Raw genomic sequence first — 21942 nt, 5'->3', positions numbered from 1 at the left:
GCAGTGCGCGTTGTATTGAACGTGGATCCCCGACCGAATTCCCTCAGGCGTCGGGTTTTTATCTTCGTTCGATAATCGGTTGGAAGATCTGGCCAAAGCGGCCCCGTCACGGTTACGGTATGGGTTGTTGTACGACCTCGCGGGTTCGCAACGCTTTTTGATCTTCGATGTGGGACACAAGGATTACCTGATGACCGTCAGCACCCCGCTCTCCGGCGTAAACCAGCCCTTCAAGGGGATTTTGCTGATCGTCCTTGCTACCTTCCTCTTCTCCAGTCACGACGCCTTGTCGAAATACCTGTCGGGGTTCTACCCGATCGTCATGGTGGTCTGGGCGCGGTATGTGGTGCACACCGTATTGATGGCGGGGATTTTCCTGCCGCAATCCGGGCTGCGCGTCCTGCGTACCAAACGGCCGCTCCTGCAATTGATTCGGGCGTTATGCCTGTTGGGCACCAGCCTGTTCTTCACCACCGGCTTGCAGTACATCCCGCTGGCCGAAGCCACGGCGGTCAACTTTCTTGCGCCGGTACTGGTGACGGCGCTGTCGGTGCCGCTGTTGGGGGAGCGCGTCACCCGTGGCCAGTGGATTGCGGTGATTTGCGGATTTGTCGGGGTGTTGATCATTGTCCACCCCGGCGGCGACCTGTTCACGCCGGCGGTGTTGCTGCCGTTCTGCTCGGCACTGTTCTTCTGCTTCTACCAGTTGCTGACCCGCAAGCTCAGTGAGATCGACAGCCCGACCACCAGCAACTTTTTCGCCGGCCTGTGCAACACCCTTGTCATGAGTGCGATGGTGCCGTTCTTCTGGCAAATGCCCAGCGTGGGGCATGGCTTGATGATGGTGGCACTGGGCGCCTGCGGGATGACCGCACACCTGTTCCTGACCCAGGCGTTCCGCCACGCCGCCCCGGCACTGCTGGCGCCCTTCGGCTACTGCCAGATTGTCTTTGCCGGCTTGCTGGGCTGGTTGCTGTTTGCCCATACGCCGACCCTGACCACCGTGATCGGGATTGCGGTGATCTGCTGCAGTGGCTTGGCGGCGGCCTGGCAACAGAGCCGCAAATAGAGGCTCATCGTTCAAAAAACACTGTGGGAGCGAGTAGGCCCGCTCCCACAGGAACTGCGCTGCCTGCTTACTCGGTAACGTTCGGAATCTTGCGCGGTGCCATGAAGTACATCCAGGTCAGCGCGATGAAATACATCGCCGGAATCAGGGTGAACAGCACGGTGTAGTTGTTGTGGGTGACCGTCAGAATGTGGCCGACCAACTGCGTCATGAACATGCCGCCGATCGCTGCACACATGCCGCCAAAGCCGAACACCGTACTCATCATGTGTTTAGGCGTGTAGTCCATGACCAGGCTCCAGATGTTCGCGGTCCAGGCCTGGTGCGCACCGATTGCCAGGGAGATGGCGAACACCGCGACCCACAGGCTGCTCGAACCGGCGGCCATGACCACGCCGATGATGCAGCAGGCGAACAGGAACATGGAGATCAACCGCGCCTTGATCGGATTGACGCCACGACCGATCAGGAACGAAGACAGGATGCCGCCACCGACGCTGCCGAAGTCGGCCGTGAGGTAGATGATGATCAGCGGGATACCCATCTGGGTCACGTTGATCCCCAGGTTGTATTGCTGGTTGAGAAACGGTGGCAGCCAGTACAGGTAGAACCAGAACACCGGTGCGGTCAGGGAGTAGGCGATGGCGAAGGCCCAGGTGCCGCGCATGCGCAGGATTCGCGAGAACGGTACGCGGGCCTGTTCCGGCTCGACTTCCTTCTGGATGTAGGCCAGTTCAGCGGGATTGACGCTCGGGTGGTCTTCCGGGTTGAAATACTTCAAGCCCCAGAACAGCAACCAGATGCCCCCCAGCGCCGCCATGCACAGGAATGCTGCCTGCCAGCCCCATGCGTGCAGGATCAGCGGCAGCAGCATCGGGGTGAACATTGCCCCGACGTTGGTCCCGGCATTGAAGATGCCGGTGGCCACGGCGCGTTCGCCGGCAGGGAACCACAAGCGCGTGGTTTTCACGCAGGCCGGGTAGTTGGCAGCTTCCGTCAGTCCGAGGATAAAGCGGCAGACCATGAAGCCGGCAGCGGAAGTGGCCAGGCCATGGGCACCGGTCGCCAGGCTCCAGAGCAGGACGGCGCAGAAGAACACGCGCTTCACGCCGACCCGGTCGATCAGGCGGCCTTGCAGGACGAAACCGATGGCGTAACCGACCTGGAACCAGAAGTTGATGTTGGCGTAATCCATCGCCGTCCAGCTCATTTCCTTGGCCAGGATCGGCTGCATCACACCCAGTGCGGCACGGTCGATGTAGTTCAGGGTGGTGGCGAAAAACACCAGCGCCAGCATGCCCCAACGGGTTTTGCCGACAGCCATGGCGCCACGGATCTTGTCGCCGATGCCGCTGGGGGCAGGGGTCATGGAGGTACGCTCCATGGGAGAGCTTTGAGAAGGAGTCATGTAGGCCACCCGATTGTTTTTATGTGGTGTGGTGTGTCGTTGTTGACCGAACCCGGTGGTTCACGACCGGACTCAATGTGTCGTCGATGTTGCGCAGTGGACAAAAAATCGTCAATTCGCATGGCGGCATTGTGTTCGATAATCGAACACAAAACTAACCGGATGGTACACTTTGAATTGCTCATTGAAAAACGTGGCTGAATAATCGGGTCATTCTTTCAAAAGCGGCGCAACTTCCCTGTAGCCGAAGCCTCCACCGGGAGTCGAACCATGCAACGTTCCATTGCCACCGTGTCCTTGAGCGGTACCCTGCCGGAAAAGCTCGAAGCCATCGCCGCCGCCGGTTTCGACGGCGTGGAGATTTTCGAGAATGACCTTCTCTACTACGACGGCAGTCCGCGGGAAATTAAACAGATGTGCGCCGATCTCGGGATCGCCATCACCCTGTTTCAACCGTTTCGGGACTTCGAAGGCTGCCGTCGCGAGCGCCTGCCCCGTAACCTGGAACGGGCCGAACGCAAATTCGACCTGATGCAGGAACTGGGCACCGACCTGGTGCTGGTGTGCAGCAATGCTTCGCCTGACTCGGTAGGCGACGAGCAGATCCTCGTCGACGACCTGCGTCTGCTGGCCGAACGCGCCGGGGCACGCGGCTTGCGCATCGGCTACGAAGCGTTGGCCTGGGGGCGGCATGTGAACACTTATCAACAGGTGTGGAACATCGTGCGCCAGGCCGATCACCCGAGCCTGGGCGTGCTGCTCGACAGTTTCCACACGTTGTCGCTCAAGGGCGACCCGAGTGCCATTGCCGATATTCCCGGCGACAAGATCTTCTTCGTACAAATGGCCGACGCGCCGATCCTGGCCATGGACGTGCTGGAGTGGAGCCGGCATTTCCGCTGCTTCCCGGGTCAGGGTGAATTCGACCTGCCGGGCTTCCTTGCACCGATTATCCAGAGCGGTTACACCGGGCCGTTGTCGCTGGAAATCTTCAACGACGGTTTCCGTGCCGCCCCTCCGCGCGCCAATGCCGCCGACGGCCTGCGCTCTTTGCTGTACCTGGAAGAGAAAACCCGCGAGCGCCTGGCGCAGCAAGCCCAGCCCGCGCCGAACAGCGACATTCTGTTCGAGACCCCCAAGGCCAGCGAATACAACGGCATCGAGTTTCTCGAGTTTGCCGTGGACGAGAGCCTCGGTGCCAAGCTGTCCCATTGGCTGGAGCGACTGGGGTTCGTCAAGGCCGGACAGCACCGGTCCAAAAGCGTCAGCCTGATGCGCCAGGGCGATATCAACCTGATCCTCAATTGCGAGCCCTATTCGTTTGCCCACAGTTTTTTCGAGGCCCACGGCCCGTCGCTGTGCGCCACGGCCGTGCGGGTCAAGGACAGCACCAGCGCACTGGCGCGGGCGGTGGCTTACAAGGGCCAGCCCTATCGCGGACTGGTCGGCCCCAACGAGCTGGAGCTGGCGGCGGTGCGGGCGCCGGATGGCAGCCTGATCTACCTGGTTGACCAGCAGGCCGACGTCTATCACACCGATTTCCATCTGCAACCGGACGCCGTGGCCCGTGGCGGCCTCAAGCGCATCGATCACATGGCGATGGCCTTGCCGGCCGACAGCCTCGACAGCTGGGTGCTGTTCTACAAGAGCCTGCTGGATTTCGAGGCTGACGATGAAGTCGTGCTGCCAGACCCCTACGGGTTGGTGAAGAGCCGGGCCCTGCGTAGCCGTGACAGTTCGATCCGCTTGCCCTTGAACATTTCCGAGAACCGTAACACCGCCATCTCACACGCGCTGTCGAGTTATCGTGGCTCAGGCGTGCATCACATCGCGTTCGACTGCGACGATATCTTCGCCGAAGTCAGCCGTGCCAAGGAGGCGGGCGTACCGTTGCTGGACATCCCGCTCAATTACTACGACGACCTGGCGGCCCGCTTCGATTTCGACGATGAGTTCCTCAGCGAACTGGCGTACTACAACGTGCTGTACGACCGCGACCCCCAGGGGGGCGAGCTGTTTCACGTGTACACCGAACCGTTCGAAGGCCGGTTCTTCTTTGAGATCATCCAGCGCAAGAACGGCTATGCCGGTTACGGCGCGGCCAACGTGGCGGTACGCCTGGCGGCCATGGCCAAGTCCCGTAGCGGTACGATTCGTCAGGCCAAGTTGTAGGAATTTGGTAAACACGAGGTTAAACCGACGCCGCGCGGCTTCCTTCACTGTGCAGTGCGGCTCATAATCGCCAGCCTGTGCAGTGATGGCCGTGAGCCCACAATGACCTTAATTTCAGAACTCTCCCCAGCGCCCGACGAACCCTTGGCCGAGCCTCGAAAGAGTCGCAAGAACAACCCGGAAAAGACCCGCGAGAACATTCTTCAAGAAGCCATTGTCGAGTTCGTCCAGCAGGGACTTTCCGGCGCTCGCGTCGATGCGATCGCTGAGCGCATTCACACCTCCAAGCGCATGATCTATTACTACTTCGGCAGCAAGGAGCAGTTGTACGTCGAGGTGCTGGAGAAGCTTTACGGCGACATCCGCAGCACCGAAAGCCGCCTGCACCTGGCCGAACTGGCGCCGCAGGAAGCGATTCGGCGGCTGGTCGAGTTCACCTTCGATCACCATGACCGCAATGTCGGCTTCGTGCGCATCGTCAGCATAGAGAACATTCACAACGCTGAATATGTGAAGCGTTCCGATGCGATCAAGGCGATGAACAACACCATTCTCGATTCACTGGGGGTGATTCTGCAGCGCGGGGTCGAAGAGGGCGTGTTTCGCCCGGGGCTGGAGCCGCTGGACGTGCATCTGCTGATCAGTTCGTTCTGCTTCTACCGCGTGTCGAACCGGCACACGATCGGTGAGATTTTTCAGATCGACCTGCCGGAAGAAAGCGTCAAACAGCGTCACCGGCAGATGATCTGCGAGTCGGTGTTGCGCTATCTGCAGGCCTGACGGGGTTTGACGGGAGCCGGCTCGCCGGCTCCAGGTTCTTGCTCAGCCATTCATGCGCTGAAAGTGCGCGAGCATCCGCTGCGCATCCGGCACCACGCCGCTGAACAATTCAAATGCCTTCACCGCCTGGAACACCGCCATGATGCCGCCATCCAGCGTCCGGCAACCCAAGGCGCGGGCGTGACGCAGCAACTCGGTCTCCAGTGGGAAGTAAACGATCTCCGCCACCCATAGCTGCGGTCGAAGCAGCGCCGCCGGAACCGGCATGCCCGGCAGTTTTTGCATGCCCATGGGCGTGGTGTTGACCAGGCCGTCGGCCTGCGCCAGCGTGCCCGGCAGATCATGCCCGGCCATGGCGCGGTTCGCGCCGAAGTGCTGATTGAGATTGTTCGCCAGGCTCTGCGCGCGGCTGGTTTCCACGTCGAAAATGCTCAGACGTTGTACGCCTTCGCTCAACAATGCGTGGGCGACCGCCGCCCCGGCACCTCCGGCGCCCATCTGCACGACACGCTCGACCGCCGCGTCCTTCAGGCCCCGACGGAAACCCTCGGCGAAACCCAGGCAGTCGGTGTTGTGGCCGATGCGTTTGCCATCCTTCAACACCACCGTGTTCACGGCACCGATACCCCGGGCCTCGTCGGACAATTCGTCGAGCAGCGGAATGATGGTCTGCTTGCACGGGAAGGTAATGTTCAGGCCAGTGAAGCCCATCCGTTCGGCCGCCTTCAGCAGGTCGGGCAGGGCCAGGCTGTCGAGCTTGAGTTGATCGAGGTCGATCAGGCGATACAGGTAGCGCAAGCCTTGGGCATCGCCCTCCTGCTCATGGAGCGCGGGCGTGCGCGACGCCTGGATGCCGGCGCCGATCAGGCCGGCCAGTACAGCACTGTTGCGAGTCATGGTGTTCATCCCTTCAGGCGCAGGCTGAAATGCTCCAGCGCCAGTCGATAGCCATGGCTGCCGAACCCGGCCATCACCGCTGTGGCAATCGCTGAAACGAAGGAATGGTGGCGAAAAGGTTCGCGGGCATGGACGTTCGACAGGTGCACTTCGATGACCGGCAATTCGCTTGCAACCAGGGCATCGCGAATGGCGACCGAGGTGTGCGTCCAGGCGGCGGGGTTGATGACGATCCCGGCACAGCGACCGCGAGCGGCGTGAATCCAGTCGAGCAATTCGCCTTCATGGTTGGTCTGGCGAAACTCCACCGCCAGGCCGAACTCCTCGGCGGCACGCCCGCACAAGGCTGAAATATCCGCCAGGGTCTCATGGCCGTAGGTGCCCGGTTCACGGGTTCCCAGCAGGTTAAGGTTCGGGCCGTTGAGCACCAGAACGATTGGGTTCATCGGGTCTCTCCACTTTTTATTGTTGGAATGGGCTGAAGGTTCAGCCTGTGGAGATAAAATGTACTAGGTGGTTAATTTGGTCAATTGGAGAGGGCCCGAGCCAGTCTTTTGTGTTCGGTGATCGGACGCTTTCAGGGTTTTGAACGAGGCAGCTGTTCCAGCAGAAAATCGATGAACGCCCGTAACCGCAACGGCATATGCCGGCTCTGCGGGTAGAGCAGGGTGAATGGGCGTGAGCGGCCGCCGTAGGGTTTGAGGACTTCCACCAGCGAACCCTCCGCCAGCTCGCTTTCGACGATGAAGCGATAGGTCTGAAACAGGCCGGCGCCGTGTTTGGCCAGGGTCACACCGCCCAGAACGTCGTCGGAGCAACTGAGGTTGCCCTCGGCGAGTATCTCGCGCTGCTCGCCGTTGTCGTTGAACAGCCAGGCGATTCGCCGGCCACTGCTCGGCAACTCGTACTGGATGCACTCGTGCTGCTTGAGGTCGTCCAGGGTCTGCGGGGTGCCCGCGCGTTCGAGGTATTCGGGCGTGGCAATCATCACCAGTTCCGCATCTTCAAGTTGCCGGGCAATCAACCCCGAATCCGGAATCGCCCGCACGCGAATGGCCAAGTCATAGCCTTCGCCGACAAAGTCGATGTTGCGATTGCTGATGTGCGACTCGACTTTTACCTGGGGAAAACGCTGCCGAAAAGCCGGGAGCAGCGGCAGGATCCGGTGATGGGCGTAGGTCGTCGGGATGCTGATGCGCAAGGTCCCGGAAGGCTCCTGCTGCTGGCCCATCACCTCGCGTTGAGCTTCGACCAGTTGCGCCAGCGCCTGACGGCATTCCTCGTAGTACCGGCGCCCGCTGTCGGTCATTTTCACGCTGCGCGTGGTACGCGCGAACAACCTGACACCCAGACGTTCCTCCATGCGCGACACCGAGCGACTCACCGCTGCCGGCGTGACGCCCGCCACCAGTGCTGCGGCGGTAAAACTGCCGGCTTCGGCGGCCAGGCAAAACAGTTCGATGCTGCCGAGCTGAAGATCGTCGAATGTGCGCTGCATGATTGATTACACCAGGGATCAAATAAAGGGCCTGATGCAGTGTTTATCAAATTACCGAAAGGATTGCTCACCCTTTTTACGCGTATCCAGAGCCGTTGCGCGGGTTTCCATGGCCAGCCTCAATCACCGACTGAGCCGGCACAAAAAAGCCGTCGGAACGACGGCTGTTTTGTCAGGGCTGGCTGCGCTTAACGTCGGGTCAGCAACACCCCGGACTCCATGTGATGGGTCCACGGGAACTGGTCGAACATCGCACAGCGGGTGATGCGGTGGGTGTCGTGCAACTGGGCGATGTTGGCCGCCAGGGTGTCCGGGTTGCAGGAGATGTACAGGATGTTGTCGAAGCGCCGGGTCAGTTCGCAAGTGTCCGGGTCCATGCCGGCACGGGGCGGGTCGACGAAGACGCTACCGAACTCGTAGCTCTTCAGGTCGATGCCATGCAGGCGACGGAACGGACGCACTTCATTCAGGGCTTCGGTCAGCTCTTCGGCGGACAGGCGCACCAGCGTGACGTTATCCAGCGCATTTTCGCTGAGGTTGCTCAAGGCTGCGTTGACCGAGGTCTTGCTGATTTCGGTGGCCAGCACCTTGCGCACGCGGGTCGCCAGGGGCAGGGTGAAGTTGCCGTTGCCGCAATACAGCTCCAGCAAATCGTCGGTGCGCTCGCCCAGCGCATCGTAGGCCCAGTTGAGCATCTTCTGGTTTACGGTGCCGTTGGGCTGGGTAAAGGCGCCTTCTGGTTGGCGGTAACTGAACGTGCGACCACCGACTTCAAGTTTTTCGACCACGTAGTCGTGACCGATCACCTCACGCTTGCCCTTGGAGCGACCGATCACGCTGACGTTCAGGTCCGCTGCCAACTTCGATGCCGCGGCATGCCAGTGTTCATCCAGCGGGCGGTGATAGCACAGGGTGATCATCGCGTCGCCGGCCAGGGTGGTCAGGAACTCCACCTGAAACAGCTTGTGGCTCAGGGCCGAGCTGGCTTGCCAGGCGGCTTTGAGCTGCGGCATCAAGGCGTTGATGCGCAGGCTGGCGATCGGGAATTCTTCGATCAGGATCGGCGTGCGCTTGTCTTCCTGGGAAAACATCGCGTAGTGGCGCTCACCGGCTTCACGCCACAGGCGGAACTCGGCACGCAGGCGGAAGTTCTGCAGCGGCGAATCGAATACGACGGGTTCCGGTGCATCAAACGGCGCCAGCAGGTCGCGCAGGCGCGCCACCTTTTCTTCAAGCTGGACGGTGTAAGCCTGGGAATCAAAAGTCATGCGTTGAACCAACCCAACTTGATCACGAACAGAATCGACAGAATCACCAGCGCCGCGTTCAGTTCACGGCCACGACCGGACAGCAGCTTGATCGCCGTCCAGGCGATGAAGCCGAAAGCGATGCCGTTGGCGATGGAGTAAGTGAACGGCATGGCCAGGGCGGTGACCACCACCGGTGCGGCCACGGTAATGTCTTCCCAGTCTATTTCGGCCAGGCCGGATGTCATCAGCACGGCGACGAACAGCAGCGCCGGCGCGGTGGCGAAAGCGGGAACGCTGGCGGCCAGTGGCGAAAAGAACAGCGCCAGCAGGAACAGGATCGCGACCACGATTGCCGTCAGGCCGGTGCGGCCACCGGCGCTCACGCCGGCTGCAGACTCGATGTAGCTGGTGGTGGTCGACGTACCCAGCAGCGAACCGGCCATGGCGGCGGTGCTGTCGGCAATCAGCGCGCGACCCATTTTCGGCATGTGGCCGTCCTTGCCCATCAGGCCGGCGCGCTTGGCGACGCCGATCAGGGTGCCCGAGTTGTCGAACAGATCGACGAACAGGAACGCGAAGATCACGCTGACCAGGCCAATGTCCAGTGCACCCTTGATGTCCAGTTGCAGGAAGGTCGGCGCCAGCGAGGGTGGCATCGACGTCACGCCACCGAACGGGGTGAAGCCCATCAGGATCGAGACGATGGTGACCGCCAGGATGCCGATCAGCACCGCACCGCGTACGGCCAGCGCTTCCAGGGCCACGATCAGGGCGAAGCCGAGTGTGGCCAGGATCGGAGCCGGTTGTTTCAGGTCGCCGAGGCCGACCATGGTCGCCGGGTTGCTGACTACGATGCCGGCATTGTGCAGGGCGATCAGCGCCAGGAACAGGCCGATACCGGCGGCAATCGCCGAGCGCAGCGGCAACGGGATGCTGTTGATGATCCATTCCCGGATGCGGAAGATCGACAGCAGGAAGAACAGCACCGCCGAGATGAACACCGCCCCCAGCGCGACTTGCCAGGTATGGCCCATGTGCAGGACCACGGTGTAGGTGAAGAAAGCGTTCAGGCCCATGCCCGGCGCGAGGGCGATCGGGTAGTTGGCGATCAGGCCCATGACCGTGGAGCCGATGGCGGCGGCCAGGCAGGTCGCGACGAACACCGCGCCCTTGTCCATGCCGGTCTCGCCGAGGATGCTCGGGTTGACGAACAGAATGTAGGCCATGGCCAGGAAAGTCGTGACGCCCGCAAGAATCTCGGTACGCACATTGGTGTTGTGTGCCTTGAGTTGAAACAGCCTTTCCAGCATGTCTGCTCCCCGTGGCGCGCCCGGCGCCGTGAATGTATCGACCTCAACAGCAAAGCACAGACCGCTGCAGGCGCCTGGAATTTTCTGTGGGTCGGAAAAAGCCGCGCATCATACCAGCAGCGTGGCGCCATGGCTGCTTATGGCGGTGATCGTCGTCGATGTTTTGCGTTAAAGCCAAGTGCGCCATACTGCGCGCTGGTTTTGGGGGGATGGGAGCGGCATGAAAAAGTATCTGATCAGCGCATTCGCGACAGGGGTGATCCTGACGCTCGGGGCACAAGGCGCCATGGCGGCATCGGCGGCACCGTTGAGCCAGGTCAAGGTGCTCAAGGTCGAATCGCCGGCGTGTGGTTTCGAAAGCATTGACGAGGGGCAGCAGAGGACCCAGTGCGATCACAGCGGACCGAACATCAAGGTGTATGTGCTGGAAATCGGCTATGGCCGCGCCGCGCAGGCCGGGCTGGACGGCTTCGACGTGAATGGCACGCGGACTCCGGTCTGTGCCTACGACAATGGCAACCTGACCGAGTGCAGCCCTGGCAAAAAAACCGTGGGTTACCTGTATGTGTTCGATCTGGCCGGCAAACAGGAAGGCACGTTCACCTTCAGCAACACATCGATCAACGCACCGCGCAACACGCTGTCGACGCAGCTTTACATCCGGTAATGGCGGGTTCTGACAAGCGTCAGGAAAGCTGACTACGCTTCAAGGATCATCCTGTGGATCGCACCCATGACCTTAAGAGCCCTGATTCCCCTCGCCGAGGGCATCGATGACCTGCAAGCCGTGACCCTGATCGACGTACTGCGCCGCGCCAGGGTGGAAGTGGTGGTGGCCAGTATCGAAGGTCGCCGCATGCTCACTTGCGCCCGTGGCACACGCGTCACCGCCGACGGGATGCTGGTGGATGTGCTGGCCCAGACATTCGACCTGATCGCCTTGCCCGGCGGTGCCGTCGGCGCGCAGCACCTGGCTGCCCATCAGCCCCTGCAGCAATTGCTCAAGGACCAGGCGGCGGCCGGTCGACTGTTCGCCGGCATTGCCGAAGCCCCGGCCCTGGCGCTGCAAGCCAGCGGAGTCCTGCGTCAGCGCCGGATGACCTGCCTGCCTTCGGCCAGTCATCAACTGTCAGGCTGCAACTTCGTCGATCAACCGGTAGTGGTCGATGGCAACTGCGTGACCGCCCAAGGCTCGGGAGGCGCACTGACGTTTGCCCTGACGCTGGTGGAACACCTGTGCGGCAAGGCCGTGCGGGTGGCGGTGGCGGGGGAGTTGGTGGTCTAGATCTTTTCAGGCGGGGGCCGCAAGGGGGGTAATCACTGGCTGCTCCCGCCGCTCCGCGTGCCAGAGGTCGTAATCGGTTTGAACCCCTAGCCACATCCGGGCTTTGCCAATCCCTGCTCTCTCAAGACGCACCGCCAAGTCTGGACTGATCGGCGCATGTCCGTGCAGCACCCGGGAGAGGTGCGGGCGTGCGAACCCCAAGTGACGTGCCAGTTCTGTCACGCTGATACCCAGTTCGGGCAGTACATCCTGTTGAAGCGTTTCGCCCGGGTGCGGCGGGTTGTGCAAGGACATGGCCTGCCTCCTGTCAGTGATAGTCCAGATAATCGACCAGTTCGATGTCCGGACCCGTAAAACGGAAAATGATCCGCCAGTTTCCCGAAACGCTCATTGACCAGTATTCGTTCAACTCACCTTTAAGTGGATGCAATCGCCATCCCGGCAGGTCGAGGTCTCCAGGAACCACAGCGCGGTCCATGAACTGCAATATCCGGGAAAGGCGCTTCGCATGGTCGGCACGGATTCCACGTGTCGAGCCCGTCTCGTAGAAGCCGCGAAGGCCTTTGTGCTGAAAGGATTTGATCATGCCACGAGTGTAAGGCGATACATTACACCGAGTGCGCTAACTATGTATTGCATCTGGTCGGCAATTTTGTGCTTGTCGCGGTTCACCCCTGATCCCCTTTCGATCAATCCCTTTGAACACCCCCACACCCCTGAAGTCGTACCCCTTATGACGGCGGTTTGCCAAAACGCCGCGAACGTACGACCAACCGTGAGGTGTTTATGAGCGCGACCTTCCCCGACGAGACGCCGCCGTCGTTTGCCCGTCTTCCGTTGTCCCTGACACTCAATGGCCAGCCAATCCGGGTTGAAGTCCTGCCCTGGACCACGTTGCTGGATTTGCTGCGGGAGCAACTGGGCCTGATCGGCAGCAAAAAAGGTTGTGATCACGGCCAATGCGGCGCCTGCACGGTGTTGCGTGACGGCAAGCGCGTGAATGCCTGCCTGACCCTCGCGGTGATGTGCCAGGGGGCCGAACTGACCACGATCGAGGGCCTGGCGAACGGTGACGAACTGCATCCGATGCAGCAGGCCTTCATCAGCCACGATGCCTTTCAATGCGGCTATTGCACGCCGGGGCAGATCTGCTCGGCGGTCGGGCTGGCCAATGAAGGTCGTGCGCAATCCAGTGCCGACATTGCAGAGCTGATGAGCGGCAACCTGTGTCGCTGCGGTGCTTACAGCAATATCCGTGATGCCATCGAGGAAGCGCTGCCGGCGTGCCGCCAGCGTGTCGGACAGGGAGGCGAACAATGAACCCTTTCCATTACAGCAAACCCCTTTCGGTGCAGGAGGCGGTGCAGCTTGCCGGTCCGGCCTCGCGCTTCATCGCCGGGGGGACGAACCTGCTGGACCTGATGAAGGAAAATCTCACACGGCCGGATTATCTGATCGACATCACCGGGCTTTCCCTGAACGATGTAAGCGAAACAGCCAGGGGTGGGGTGATGATCGGGGCCCTCGTCAGCAATGCCGACCTGGCCTGGCATCCGTTGATCGAGCAACGTTATCCGTTGTTGTCCCAGGCCATCCTCGCTGGCGCATCGCCGCAACTGCGAAACATGGCCAGCACGGGCGGCAATCTGCTGCAGCGTACCCGTTGTTACTACTTCTATGACGCCGCCGTGCCATGCAACAAACGCGAGCCGGGCAGTGGCTGTCCGGCGCGCACAGGGCTCAACCGGATTCACGCGATCCTCGGCGCCAGCCGCCAGTGTGTGGCCACCCACCCTTCGGACATGTGTGTCGCGCTCGCCGCCTTGAACGCGGTGGTCCATGTCCAGGGCCGCAGCGGTGCACGGACTATCGAATTCGCGGACTTCCATCGACTGCCCGGCGATACGCCCGAGCGCGACAATCAGCTGGCGGACGATGAGTTGGTCACGGCCGTGGAACTGCCGGCAGCGGGTTTCGCCGAGTACAGCCATTACCTGAAGATTCGTGATCGCGCCTCCTATGCCTTCGCTCTGGTTTCCGTGGCGGCGGCGCTGGATCTGACAGGCCCGGTCATTCGCGAGGCGCGCCTGGCCCTCGGTGGCGTGGCGCACAAACCCTGGCGCGATGAAGCGGTAGAGGCCTGGCTGGTGGGCAAAGCGGTGAGCCACGAAACCTTCGGCGCTGCTGCGGATGCCTTGCTGCAAAACGCCGAACCCCTCGAACACAACGCTTTCAAGGTGGCGCTGGCGCGTCGGGCCATCATTCGCGCCCTGAGCACTGCCGCGCAGGGAGGACACGCCTGATGAACACCTTTACTCAACCCATGGGCCAGCCGCTGGACCGCGTCGACGGTCGCCTCAAGGTCACCGGCCAGGCTCGGTACGCCGGGGAATTCGGCGAACCCGGCTTGCTCCACGGCAGTGTCGTGTCCAGTCGCATCGCCCGTGGTCGGGTGGTTCACATCGACACCTCGAAAGCGCTGGCGTTGCCCGGCGTGGTGGCCGTGATCGACCACACCCACCGCCCGGAAATCGCCAGTTACGACAAAAGTTACGAGGACGCCGATTCGGCTGACGGCTCGCCGTTTCGTCCGTTGTACAACGACCGGGTGCTTTACAGTGGGCAGCCATTGGCGCTGGTCGTCGCCGACAACCTGGAGCTGGCGCGCCACGCCGGCTCGCTGATCACGATTGAATATGCCGTCGAGCCGCATCAGACCGATCTGTTGAGTCTGCAAGGTGAAGCCCGTCCGGCGCCTGCAGAACTGCCCAAGCCTCGCGGGAATTTTCAGGCCGAGTTCGCCGGCGCGGCCTTGAGCCTGGACCTGCACTACAGCACGCCGATCGAACATCACAACCCGATGGAGCCGCACGCCAGTACGGTGCTGTACCAGGCGGATGGCAGCCTGCACATTCACGACAAGACCCAGGGCACGCAGAACTGTCAGGCCTATGTGCAGAAGGTCTTCGGCCTTGAGAAGGAACAGGTCAGGGTTTTCGCGGCCTATGTCGGCGGTGCCTTCGGCTCCGGTCTGCGTCCGCAGTACCAGCTACCCCTGGCGGTGATGGCCGCGTTGTACCTCAAGCGCTCGGTGCGCGTGACCCTGACACGCCAGCAGATGTTCACCTTCGGTTATCGCCCGCGCACCCTGCAGCGCTTGCAATTGGGGGCGGCTGCCAACGGGCGTTTGCTGGCGGTAGCGCACACCGCCATCGGCCAGACATCACGCTTCGAGGACTTCACCGAGCACGTGGTGGAGTGGAGCGGCATGTTGTACCACTGTGACAATGTGCAGTTGACCTACAAGCTGCTGCCACTGGATGTGTTCACCCCGCTGGACATGCGCGCTCCCGGTGCGGCGCTTGGGCTGATCGGCCTGGAATGCGCGATGGATGAACTGGCCTGCGCTCTGGCGATCGACCCGGTGCAGTTGCGGTTGATCAATTATGCCGAGCGCAACCAGAACGAAGACAAACCCTATTCCAGCAAGCAATTGCGAGCGTGTTACGCCCAGGGCGCCCAACGTTTTGGCTGGGAACAGCGTAATCCCGAGCCGCGCAGCATGCGTCAGGGGCGGCAGTTGGTGGGCTGGGGCATGGCCGGGGGCGTCTGGGAAGCGATGCAGCAAAAAGCCAGTGCCCGGGCATCGCTCGACCCGCAAGGCAAATTGACGGTCAGCAGCGCGACCACGGACATCGGCACCGGGACCTATACCGTGATGACCCAGATCGCTGCGCAGGCGTCGGGCGTTCCCTTGGAGGATGTCACCTTTGTCCTTGGCGATTCTTCACTGCCCAAGGCGCCATTGCAGGGCGGGTCCTTCACCGTATCGTCGGTGGGTACCGCCGTGCAGCAGGCTTGTGAAGCGTTGAAGGAAAAGCTGCTGGCCGTGGCGCGACAGACGTCGGCGGACTTCGCCGGGGTCACCGCGCAGCAGGCTGTTTTTGCCGAAGGCCACCTCTCGTTCGGTCAGGCGCGGATCGCCTTGGGCGACCTGGTGAAACGCAGTGGCGAGGAGCTGATTGACGTCCAGGTGGACGCCGAGCCGGACCCGAAGCGCAAGGCTTACGCCACCGCGACGCACTCGGCCGTGTTTGTGGAAGTGCTGGTGGATGAAGCGTTGGGCACGGTGAAGGTCAATCGGGTGGTCAGCGCCATTGCGGCAGGGCGGGTGGTCAACCCGAAAATGGCCCGCAGCCAGATTCTCGGCGGGGTGGTGTGGGGGATCGGCATGGCCTTGCATGAAGAGACGCAAACCGATCATGGCCTGGGGCGTCACATGAACCACAACCTGGCCGAGTACCACATTCCGGTCAATGCCGATATCGGCGACATTGACGTGCTGTTCGTCGAAGAACACGACGAAATCGTCAATGCGCTCGGATCAAAGGGCGTGGGCGAAATCGGCATTGTCGGGGTGGCGGCGGCAGTGGCCAATGCCATTTACCACGCCACTGGCAAGCGGATGCGGGATTTTCCCATCACCCTCGACAAACTGCTCTAGACCTTGGCTTCTTCCGCCGGTACATGCATGCGGTCACGGTTGGCCAGGGTCGGGAACAGCTTGATCCAGACCCCGGTCACCACCAGCGTGCCCAGGCCGCCCATGACCACGGCCGGCACGGTGCCGAACCAGTGCGCGGTGACGCCGGACTCAAACTCGCCCAGTTGGTTGGAGGCACCGATGAACAGGCCGTTCACGGCGCTGACGCGACCGCGCATCTCGTCCGGTGTTTCCAACTGCACGAACGACGCACGAATGACCATGCTGATCATGTCCGCGGCGCCCAACACCACCAGCACGGCCAGGGAGAACCAGAACGAAGTCGAGAGGCCGAAGGCAATCGTCGCCACACCGAACACGCCGACGGCGGTGAACATCACGCGACCGACATGGCGATCCACGGAGAAGCGCGCCAGCCACAGCGACATCAACAAGGCACCGACAGCCGGCGCCGAACGCAGCAAGCCCAGGCCCCAGGGGCCGGTCAGCAGGATGTCCTTGGCGAACACCGGCAGCAGCGCCGTCGCCCCGCCGAGCAATACGGCAAACAGGTCCAGGGAGATCGCCCCGAGAATGTCCGGACGGCTGCGGATGAAGCGGATGCCGGCCAGCAGGGAATCCAGAGTCGCCTTGCCCTTGTTCAACGGCGTTTGCCGGGCGGGCAGGTTGAGCATCAACAGGCAGGCGATGACGTACAGAATCACGGTCGGCCCGTACACCCAGACGCTGCCGAAGGCATAGAGCAGGCCGCCGAGGGCCGGAGCGACGATGGTGGCCGACTGTTGCGCCGACTGGGCGGCGGCGACGGCGCGGGGAAACAGCGCCGCCGGCACGATGCTCGGCAGCAGCGCCTGGGTCGTCGGCATCTCGAAGGAGCGGGCGGCACCGAGCAGAAAGGCGAGGATGAAGATCATTTCCCGGGTGACGTGGCCGGTGGCGCCGCCAATCGCCAGGGTCAACGCGATCAACGCCTGCAGCGACTGACAGATGGCCGCGACCTTGCGTCGGTCATAACGGTCGGCGACATGCCCGGTGTGCAGCATGAACAACACTCGCGGGGCGAACTCCACCAACCCGACCAGGCCCAGGTCCAGCACGTTGCCGGTCAATTGGTAGAGGTTCCAGCCGATGGCCACGGTGAGCATCTGAAAGCCGCTGGCGGTGAAGATCCGGGCCAGCCAGAACGCGATGAAAGGGCGATGATGACGTAACAGCAAAGGCGCTTGGCTGGGCATCAGGAGCGATCTTGAGCAAAGGGAAGGGCGAGATTATCACCAACCTGTAACCAGAAGTTGCAGGATTGGAAAATTTAGTTAGCTAGACACCGATCAACGGATTGCAGGTATTCCCCCTGTGGAAGCGAGCCTGTTCCGGGCGGCGTTGCGACGAATGTGCCAGCCTGGCCGCGAGCCGGTTGAGTGGCATGACGTTTGCGCCGGCCGGCACGTTCCCAGCGCAAATGTGCACGACGGATGCTTGCGGCGGCCACTGAGGCAACCTGTCACGCGGCAAAAGACCACACCGTCCATCGTCAAAAACCGGACTACTCTTTTACCCAAGCTTGATCCAGATCAAGACCCTTTGCGGAATTGGTCCGGTGGCCAGATGGCCAGACTCCCTACGATGTGATGGTTGTAAAAAAAGAACGAATCGAAATTCGCCACACTCCATATCCGTGGGGGCAGTGGGTGTAGGCCGCAAGCCTTCAGCCGGTATTACCTGACAGAGGAAGACTTATGTTCGGTTTGGAGGCGCTTGATCTCGCCCGAATTCAATTCGCGTTCACCATCTCGTTCCACATCCTGTTCCCGGCCATCACCATCGGCCTGGCGAGCTACCTGGCGGTGCTCGAAGGCCTGTGGCTGAAAACCGGCAACGACACCTATCGCGACCTGTACCACTTCTGGTCGAAGATCTTTGCCGTCAACTTTGGCATGGGCGTGGTGTCTGGCCTGGTGATGGCCTACCAGTTCGGCACCAACTGGAGCCGCTTCTCGGACTTCGCCGGTTCGGTCACCGGGCCGTTACTGACCTACGAAGTACTCACCGCTTTCTTCCTGGAAGCCGGATTCCTGGGGGTCATGCTGTTCGGCTGGAACAAGGTCGGGCGCAACCTGCACTTCTTCGCCACGGTCATGGTCGCCATCGGCACACTGATCTCGACGTTCTGGATTCTCGCGTCCAACAGCTGGATGCAGACGCCCCAGGGCTTTGAAATCGTCAACGGCCAAGTCATCCCCACCGACTGGCTGGCCGTGATCTTCAACCCGTCGTTCCCCTATCGCCTGATGCACATGGCCACGGCGGCCTTCGTTGCCACCGCGTTCTTCGTCGGTTCTTCGGCGGCCTGGCATCTGCTGCGCGGCAAGGACAACCCGGCGATCCGCAAGATGCTGTCGATGGCGATGTGGATGGCGTTGATCGTGGCGCCGATCCAGGCGGTCATCGGCGACTTCCACGGGTTGAACACGCTCGAGCATCAGCCCGCGAAAATTGCGGCCATCGAGGGGCACTGGGAAAACAAGGGTAACGAGGCGACCCCGCTGATCCTGTTCGGCTGGCCGGACATGAAAGAGGAAAGGACGAAGTTCGCTGTCGAGATTCCGTACCTGGGCAGCCTGATCCTGACGCATTCCCTGGACAAGCAGGTGCCGGCGCTCAAGGAGTTCCCGCCGGAGGACCGGCCGAATTCCACCATCGTGTTCTGGTCGTTCCGGATCATGGTGGGCCTGGGGCTGCTGATGATTTTCACCGGCCTGTGGAGCCTGTGGCTGCGCAAGAGCGACAAATTGTATACGTCGCGGCCGTTTCTCTATCTGGCGTTGTGGATGGGGCCATCCGGTCTGGTCGCGATTCTCGCCGGCTGGTTCACCACTGAAATCGGCCGTCAGCCTTGGGTCGTCTACGGCCTGATGCGCACGGCGGACGCATCCTCCAATCACAGCGTGATGCAAATGAGCATCACCCTGGTCCTGTTCGTGGTGGTGTATTTCGCGCTGTTCGGTGCCGGCCTGGGCTACATGATGCGGCTGGTGCGCAAAGGGCCGAAGATCGACGAGGGCAAGGAAACCAACGAGGGTGGGCCCGGCAAGAAACGTACGCCGGCACGTCCGCTGTCCGCTGCCGACGACGATGGCGCCGACGACCACAGCCCACGCCTGACCAAGGAGATTTGAATCATGGGTATTGATCTTCCGCTGATCTGGGCCGTGATCATCATCTTCGGCATCATGATGTACGTGGTCATGGACGGTTTCGACCTGGGGATCGGGATTCTCTTCCCGTTCATCCCGGGCAAGACCGACCGTGACGTAATGATGAACACCGTCGCGCCCGTTTGGGACGGCAATGAAACCTGGCTGGTGCTGGGGGGCGCGGCGCTGTTCGGTGCGTTCCCGCTGGCGTACTCGGTGGTGCTCTCGGCACTGTACCTGCCCCTGATGTTCATGCTGATCGGGCTGATCTTTCGCGGCGTGGCGTTCGAGTTCCGCTTCAAGGCCAAGGACGACAAACGTCATTTGTGGGACAAGGCGTTCATTGGTGGTTCAGTGGCCGCTACCTTCTTCCAGGGCGTGGCGCTGGGGGCGTTCATCGATGGACTGCCGGTGGTCAACCGCCAGTTTGCCGGTGGTTCACTCGACTGGCTGACGCCGTTCACGATGTTCTGCGGCGCGGCACTGGTGGTGGCCTATGCGCTGCTCGGCTGCACCTGGCTGATCATGAAGACCGAAGGCAAGTTGCAAGAGCAGATGCATGATCTGGCGCGACCCTTGGCCTTCGTGTTGCTGGCGGTGATTGGCGTTGTCAGTATCTGGACACCGCTGGCCCATGCCGAAATCGCGGCGCGCTGGTTTACGCTGCCGAACCTGTTCTGGTTCCTGCCGGTGCCGATCCTGGTGCTGGTGACCATGTATGGCCTGATCCGCGCGGTGGCACGCAATGCGCACTACACGCCGTTCCTGCTGACCCTGGTATTGATCTTCCTCGGCTACAGCGGTCTGGGCATCAGCCTGTGGCCGAACATCGTGCCACCGTCCATTTCGATCTGGGACGCCGCCGCACCGCCGCAAAGCCAGGGCTTCATGCTGGTCGGCACCTTGTTCATCATCCCGTTCATCCTGGGCTACACCTTCTGGAGCTACTACGTGTTCCGCGGCAAGGTCACCCATGAGGATGGGTATCACTAGCCACTGCCGGCAACCGTTTTGCTCGCGATGGCGTCATCAAAGGCGCCATCGAACCCGCAGAAGAGGAGTGCAACGCCATGACGGGTAAACACACTTTGCAGGAAATCGAAGCCGCCGAGAAAAAACCGCTGTGGAAGCGACTGGGCTGGCTGGCGATGATCTGGGCTGGCAGCGTGCTGGCGCTGTTCATCGTCGCGAGCCTGATGCGCCTGTTCATGAGTGCCGCAGGCTTGTCGACCCACTGAATTCGCCTCATCCCATCCCGTGGCCATAGGGCACGGATTGACAACCCTCCTGCACCGGAGGGTTTTTTTTGTTCGGTGATTATTTCCGGGCTTTGAGAATCACGAACTTGGGCGTGGCCGCCACTTGTTCCACGCCGCGGAACAACCGCGCCAACTTGCTGTGATAACCCAGGTGGCGATTGCCCACGATGTACAGCGCTCCGCCCACCACCAGTGCTTCCCGTGCCTGCTGGAACATCCGCCAGGCGAGGAAGTCCCCCACCACTTGCTGCTGGTGAAACGGTGGGTTGCACAGCACCACGTCCAGCGATTGTGCGGCCTGCTCGGCCAGGCCGTCACCGGCCCGCACGAGCACCTCCCGTTCACCCAATGCGGCGCGCCAGTTCTCGGCTGCCGATTGCACCGCCATGAACGACTCGTCCACCAGCGTGTAGTGCGCTTGCGGGTTCTGCAGGGCGCTGGCGATGGCCAGCACGCCGTTTCCGCAACCGAGGTCGGCCACGCGCGCCGTGCCGAGGTTCGTCGGCAAGTGCGGTAGAAACGCACGGGTGCCGATGTCCAGGCCCTCGCGGCAAAACACGTTGGCATGGTTGAGCAGCTCGATGGCCGGTGTATCCAGTCGATAGCGGGTCGGGTAAGGCGATGTCGCCGGTGCCTTGCCTTCAGCCGTCGCGATCAGCAGGCGAGCCTTTTTCACCGCCAGTGAGGCTTGCAGGGGGCCGATGTAACGTTCGAGCAAATCGCCGGCGGCCCGGGGCAGGTGTTTGATCATGGCGCCGGCGATCACCTGGGCGCCAGGTGCCAGTTGGGTTTGCAGGCGGATCAGTTGCTCTTCGAGCAAGGCCAGGGTTTTGGGTACGCGGATCAGCACACGGTCAAACGGACCGGTGAAGGTTTCGCTGGCCGGCACCTTCGGCACGGCGTCAAACCCATGGCCATTGCGGGTCAGATTTTTTTCCAGGCCCAGAAAGGCCAGGTACGAGTCGCCGCTGCTGGTGACCTGGACCTTGCCCACCAGGCTTGCGGCCAGGGCCCCGAAGCTGTCGTTGAGTACCAGTACGCGGGTGTCTGCCAGCAATTGCTGCCCGGCCAGGTGATTGAGCAGGTATTCATCGGCCGCATCAAACGCCTGCAGTGGTTCGTTCTGCTGGTCTGGCTGGCGGATCAGGTCGAGTCGGGCGAAGGGTGTTTCGAGCAAGGGCATGGGGTGGGGCTCTGGGTAATCAACGGGTATCCCGCGGCCCAGGGGCGTTGTAGCGGGCGAAACCGTCCGAGTGTACTGCGTCGTGAAAGGTGACACGCTCAACACTCTGGAGGCGTCGCAAATGGTACTTTTT

The 21942-nt window shown here is 61.7% G+C and carries 21 protein-coding genes; 11 read left to right on the top strand and 10 right to left on the bottom strand.

What is annotated here, in order from left to right; all coding sequences use genetic code 11:
- Positions 1-190: 190 nt before the first annotated feature.
- Positions 191-1069: a DMT family transporter gene (locus tag IB249_RS27230; RefSeq protein ID WP_192309114.1), complete on the top strand. Its 879-nt coding sequence runs from the start codon at positions 191-193 to the stop codon at positions 1067-1069.
- Between the two features lie 67 nt (positions 1070-1136).
- Here IB249_RS27230 and IB249_RS27225 read toward each other — a convergent pair whose 3' ends face one another.
- Entirely contained in the window at positions 1137-2453 is a 1317-nt protein-coding gene (locus IB249_RS27225; RefSeq protein ID WP_225607224.1) for an MFS transporter, read from the bottom strand.
- A gap of 294 nt (positions 2454-2747) precedes the next feature.
- Here IB249_RS27225 and quiC point away from each other — a divergent pair, with 294 nt between their 5' ends.
- Positions 2748-4649: a 3-dehydroshikimate dehydratase QuiC gene (quiC, locus tag IB249_RS27220; RefSeq protein WP_192309110.1), complete on the top strand. Its 1902-nt coding sequence runs from the start codon at positions 2748-2750 to the stop codon at positions 4647-4649.
- Positions 4650-4751: 102 nt separating this feature from the next.
- Positions 4752-5429, top strand: coding sequence for a TetR/AcrR family transcriptional regulator (locus tag IB249_RS27215; protein ID WP_192309108.1), 678 nt, complete (start codon positions 4752-4754; stop codon positions 5427-5429).
- A gap of 42 nt (positions 5430-5471) precedes the next feature.
- Here IB249_RS27215 and IB249_RS27210 read toward each other — a convergent pair whose 3' ends face one another.
- From IB249_RS27210 to IB249_RS27190, 5 genes are all read right to left on the bottom strand, one after another.
- A complete protein-coding gene (locus tag IB249_RS27210; protein ID WP_192309106.1) occupies positions 5472-6326 on the bottom strand; it encodes a shikimate dehydrogenase in 855 nt (284 codons plus the stop codon).
- A gap of 5 nt (positions 6327-6331) precedes the next feature.
- A complete protein-coding gene (gene aroQ / locus IB249_RS27205) occupies positions 6332-6772 on the bottom strand; it encodes a type II 3-dehydroquinate dehydratase (protein ID WP_192309104.1) in 441 nt (146 codons plus the stop codon).
- Positions 6773-6903: 131 nt separating this feature from the next.
- Entirely contained in the window at positions 6904-7824 is a 921-nt protein-coding gene (locus IB249_RS27200; protein ID WP_192309102.1) for a LysR family transcriptional regulator, read from the bottom strand.
- A 188-nt stretch (positions 7825-8012) separates the two neighbouring features.
- On the bottom strand, positions 8013-9092 hold the full coding sequence (trmA, locus tag IB249_RS27195; RefSeq protein WP_192309100.1) for a tRNA (uridine(54)-C5)-methyltransferase TrmA: 1080 nt from the start codon (positions 9090-9092) through the stop codon (positions 8013-8015).
- Positions 9089-10384, bottom strand: a complete 1296-nt coding sequence (locus tag IB249_RS27190; protein ID WP_192309098.1) for an NCS2 family permease — start codon at positions 10382-10384, stop codon at positions 9089-9091. Before IB249_RS27190 ends, trmA begins: the two co-directional genes overlap by 4 nt.
- Before the next feature lie 220 nt (positions 10385-10604).
- Between IB249_RS27190 and IB249_RS27185 the strand changes: the two genes are divergently transcribed.
- Positions 10605-11051 (top strand): DUF4879 domain-containing protein, encoded by a 447-nt coding sequence (locus IB249_RS27185; protein ID WP_192309096.1) that lies wholly within the window; start codon positions 10605-10607, stop codon positions 11049-11051.
- A gap of 66 nt (positions 11052-11117) precedes the next feature.
- A complete protein-coding gene (locus IB249_RS27180; RefSeq protein ID WP_192309094.1) occupies positions 11118-11669 on the top strand; it encodes a DJ-1 family glyoxalase III in 552 nt (183 codons plus the stop codon).
- A gap of 6 nt (positions 11670-11675) precedes the next feature.
- On the opposite strand, the gene IB249_RS27175 is transcribed toward IB249_RS27180, so the two are convergent.
- The gene (locus IB249_RS27175; RefSeq protein WP_192309092.1) at positions 11676-11963 is read right to left on the bottom strand and encodes a HigA family addiction module antitoxin; all 288 of its coding nucleotides are present in this window, start codon (positions 11961-11963) and stop codon (positions 11676-11678) included.
- Positions 11964-11976: 13 nt separating this feature from the next.
- The gene (locus tag IB249_RS27170) at positions 11977-12255 is read right to left on the bottom strand and encodes a type II toxin-antitoxin system RelE/ParE family toxin (RefSeq protein WP_192309091.1); all 279 of its coding nucleotides are present in this window, start codon (positions 12253-12255) and stop codon (positions 11977-11979) included.
- 200 nt (positions 12256-12455) lie between these two features.
- Between IB249_RS27170 and IB249_RS27165 the strand changes: the two genes are divergently transcribed.
- Genes IB249_RS27165 through IB249_RS27155 form a run of 3 tightly spaced genes read left to right on the top strand, consistent with a single transcriptional unit; the run spans position 12456 to position 16173 of the window.
- Positions 12456-12989 (top strand): (2Fe-2S)-binding protein, encoded by a 534-nt coding sequence (locus IB249_RS27165; RefSeq protein ID WP_192309089.1) that lies wholly within the window; start codon positions 12456-12458, stop codon positions 12987-12989.
- On the top strand, positions 12986-13972 hold the full coding sequence (locus IB249_RS27160; RefSeq protein ID WP_192309087.1) for an FAD binding domain-containing protein: 987 nt from the start codon (positions 12986-12988) through the stop codon (positions 13970-13972). Before IB249_RS27165 ends, IB249_RS27160 begins: the two co-directional genes overlap by 4 nt.
- The gene (locus IB249_RS27155) at positions 13972-16173 is read left to right on the top strand and encodes a xanthine dehydrogenase family protein molybdopterin-binding subunit (protein ID WP_192309085.1); all 2202 of its coding nucleotides are present in this window, start codon (positions 13972-13974) and stop codon (positions 16171-16173) included. The genes IB249_RS27160 and IB249_RS27155 overlap by 1 nt, the downstream gene beginning before the upstream one ends.
- Here the strand turns inward: IB249_RS27155 and IB249_RS27150 are convergent.
- Positions 16170-17408 (bottom strand): MFS transporter, encoded by a 1239-nt coding sequence (locus IB249_RS27150; RefSeq protein ID WP_192309083.1) that lies wholly within the window; start codon positions 17406-17408, stop codon positions 16170-16172. The genes IB249_RS27155 and IB249_RS27150 overlap by 4 nt on opposite strands.
- A gap of 501 nt (positions 17409-17909) precedes the next feature.
- Here IB249_RS27150 and IB249_RS27145 point away from each other — a divergent pair.
- From IB249_RS27145 to IB249_RS27135, 3 genes are all read left to right on the top strand, one after another.
- Positions 17910-19349, top strand: a complete 1440-nt coding sequence (locus IB249_RS27145) for a cytochrome ubiquinol oxidase subunit I (RefSeq protein ID WP_192309081.1) — start codon at positions 17910-17912, stop codon at positions 19347-19349.
- 3 nt (positions 19350-19352) lie between these two features.
- Entirely contained in the window at positions 19353-20360 is a 1008-nt protein-coding gene (gene cydB / locus IB249_RS27140) for a cytochrome d ubiquinol oxidase subunit II (protein ID WP_192309079.1), read from the top strand.
- A 77-nt stretch (positions 20361-20437) separates the two neighbouring features.
- Positions 20438-20605 (top strand): DUF2474 domain-containing protein, encoded by a 168-nt coding sequence (locus tag IB249_RS27135; protein WP_192309077.1) that lies wholly within the window; start codon positions 20438-20440, stop codon positions 20603-20605.
- A 79-nt stretch (positions 20606-20684) separates the two neighbouring features.
- Here IB249_RS27135 and IB249_RS27130 read toward each other — a convergent pair whose 3' ends face one another.
- Positions 20685-21809: a methyltransferase gene (locus IB249_RS27130; RefSeq protein ID WP_192309075.1), complete on the bottom strand. Its 1125-nt coding sequence runs from the start codon at positions 21807-21809 to the stop codon at positions 20685-20687.
- Positions 21810-21942 lie beyond the last annotated feature (133 nt).

Origin of the sequence: Pseudomonas sp. PDM04, assembly GCF_014851765.1 — a bacterium.
In the GTDB taxonomy this organism is placed as follows: Bacteria; Pseudomonadota; Gammaproteobacteria; order Pseudomonadales; family Pseudomonadaceae; genus Aquipseudomonas.
This window is presented reverse-complemented; position numbering and strand designations above follow the sequence as displayed.

Excerpts from the sequence above, each read along its gene's own strand:
- cydB (WP_192309079.1), top strand. The coding sequence starts at position 19,353 with ATGGGTATTGATCTTCCGCTGATCTGGGCCGTGATCATCATCTTCGGC.
- quiC (WP_192309110.1), top strand. The coding sequence starts at position 2,748 with ATGCAACGTTCCATTGCCACCGTGTCCTTGAGCGGTACCCTGCCGGAA.
- IB249_RS27210 (WP_192309106.1), bottom strand. The coding sequence starts at position 6,326 with ATGACTCGCAACAGTGCTGTACTGGCCGGCCTGATCGGCGCCGGCATC.
- IB249_RS27145 (WP_192309081.1), top strand. The coding sequence starts at position 17,910 with ATGTTCGGTTTGGAGGCGCTTGATCTCGCCCGAATTCAATTCGCGTTC.
- IB249_RS27135 (WP_192309077.1), top strand. The coding sequence starts at position 20,438 with ATGACGGGTAAACACACTTTGCAGGAAATCGAAGCCGCCGAGAAAAAA.
- IB249_RS27200 (WP_192309102.1), bottom strand. The coding sequence starts at position 7,824 with ATGCAGCGCACATTCGACGATCTTCAGCTCGGCAGCATCGAACTGTTT.
- IB249_RS27190 (WP_192309098.1), bottom strand. The coding sequence starts at position 10,384 with ATGCTGGAAAGGCTGTTTCAACTCAAGGCACACAACACCAATGTGCGT.
- IB249_RS27165 (WP_192309089.1), top strand. The coding sequence starts at position 12,456 with ATGAGCGCGACCTTCCCCGACGAGACGCCGCCGTCGTTTGCCCGTCTT.
- aroQ (WP_192309104.1), bottom strand. The coding sequence starts at position 6,772 with ATGAACCCAATCGTTCTGGTGCTCAACGGCCCGAACCTTAACCTGCTG.
- IB249_RS27215 (WP_192309108.1), top strand. The coding sequence starts at position 4,752 with ATGACCTTAATTTCAGAACTCTCCCCAGCGCCCGACGAACCCTTGGCC.
- IB249_RS27150 (WP_192309083.1), bottom strand. The coding sequence starts at position 17,408 with ATGCCCAGCCAAGCGCCTTTGCTGTTACGTCATCATCGCCCTTTCATC.
- IB249_RS27180 (WP_192309094.1), top strand. The coding sequence starts at position 11,118 with ATGACCTTAAGAGCCCTGATTCCCCTCGCCGAGGGCATCGATGACCTG.
- IB249_RS27155 (WP_192309085.1), top strand. The coding sequence starts at position 13,972 with ATGAACACCTTTACTCAACCCATGGGCCAGCCGCTGGACCGCGTCGAC.
- IB249_RS27170 (WP_192309091.1), bottom strand. The coding sequence starts at position 12,255 with ATGATCAAATCCTTTCAGCACAAAGGCCTTCGCGGCTTCTACGAGACG.
- IB249_RS27185 (WP_192309096.1), top strand. The coding sequence starts at position 10,605 with ATGAAAAAGTATCTGATCAGCGCATTCGCGACAGGGGTGATCCTGACG.
- IB249_RS27130 (WP_192309075.1), bottom strand. The coding sequence starts at position 21,809 with ATGCCCTTGCTCGAAACACCCTTCGCCCGACTCGACCTGATCCGCCAG.
- IB249_RS27230 (WP_192309114.1), top strand. The coding sequence starts at position 191 with ATGACCGTCAGCACCCCGCTCTCCGGCGTAAACCAGCCCTTCAAGGGG.
- trmA (WP_192309100.1), bottom strand. The coding sequence starts at position 9,092 with ATGACTTTTGATTCCCAGGCTTACACCGTCCAGCTTGAAGAAAAGGTG.
- IB249_RS27225 (WP_225607224.1), bottom strand. The coding sequence starts at position 2,453 with ATGGAGCGTACCTCCATGACCCCTGCCCCCAGCGGCATCGGCGACAAG.
- IB249_RS27160 (WP_192309087.1), top strand. The coding sequence starts at position 12,986 with ATGAACCCTTTCCATTACAGCAAACCCCTTTCGGTGCAGGAGGCGGTG.
- IB249_RS27175 (WP_192309092.1), bottom strand. The coding sequence starts at position 11,963 with ATGTCCTTGCACAACCCGCCGCACCCGGGCGAAACGCTTCAACAGGAT.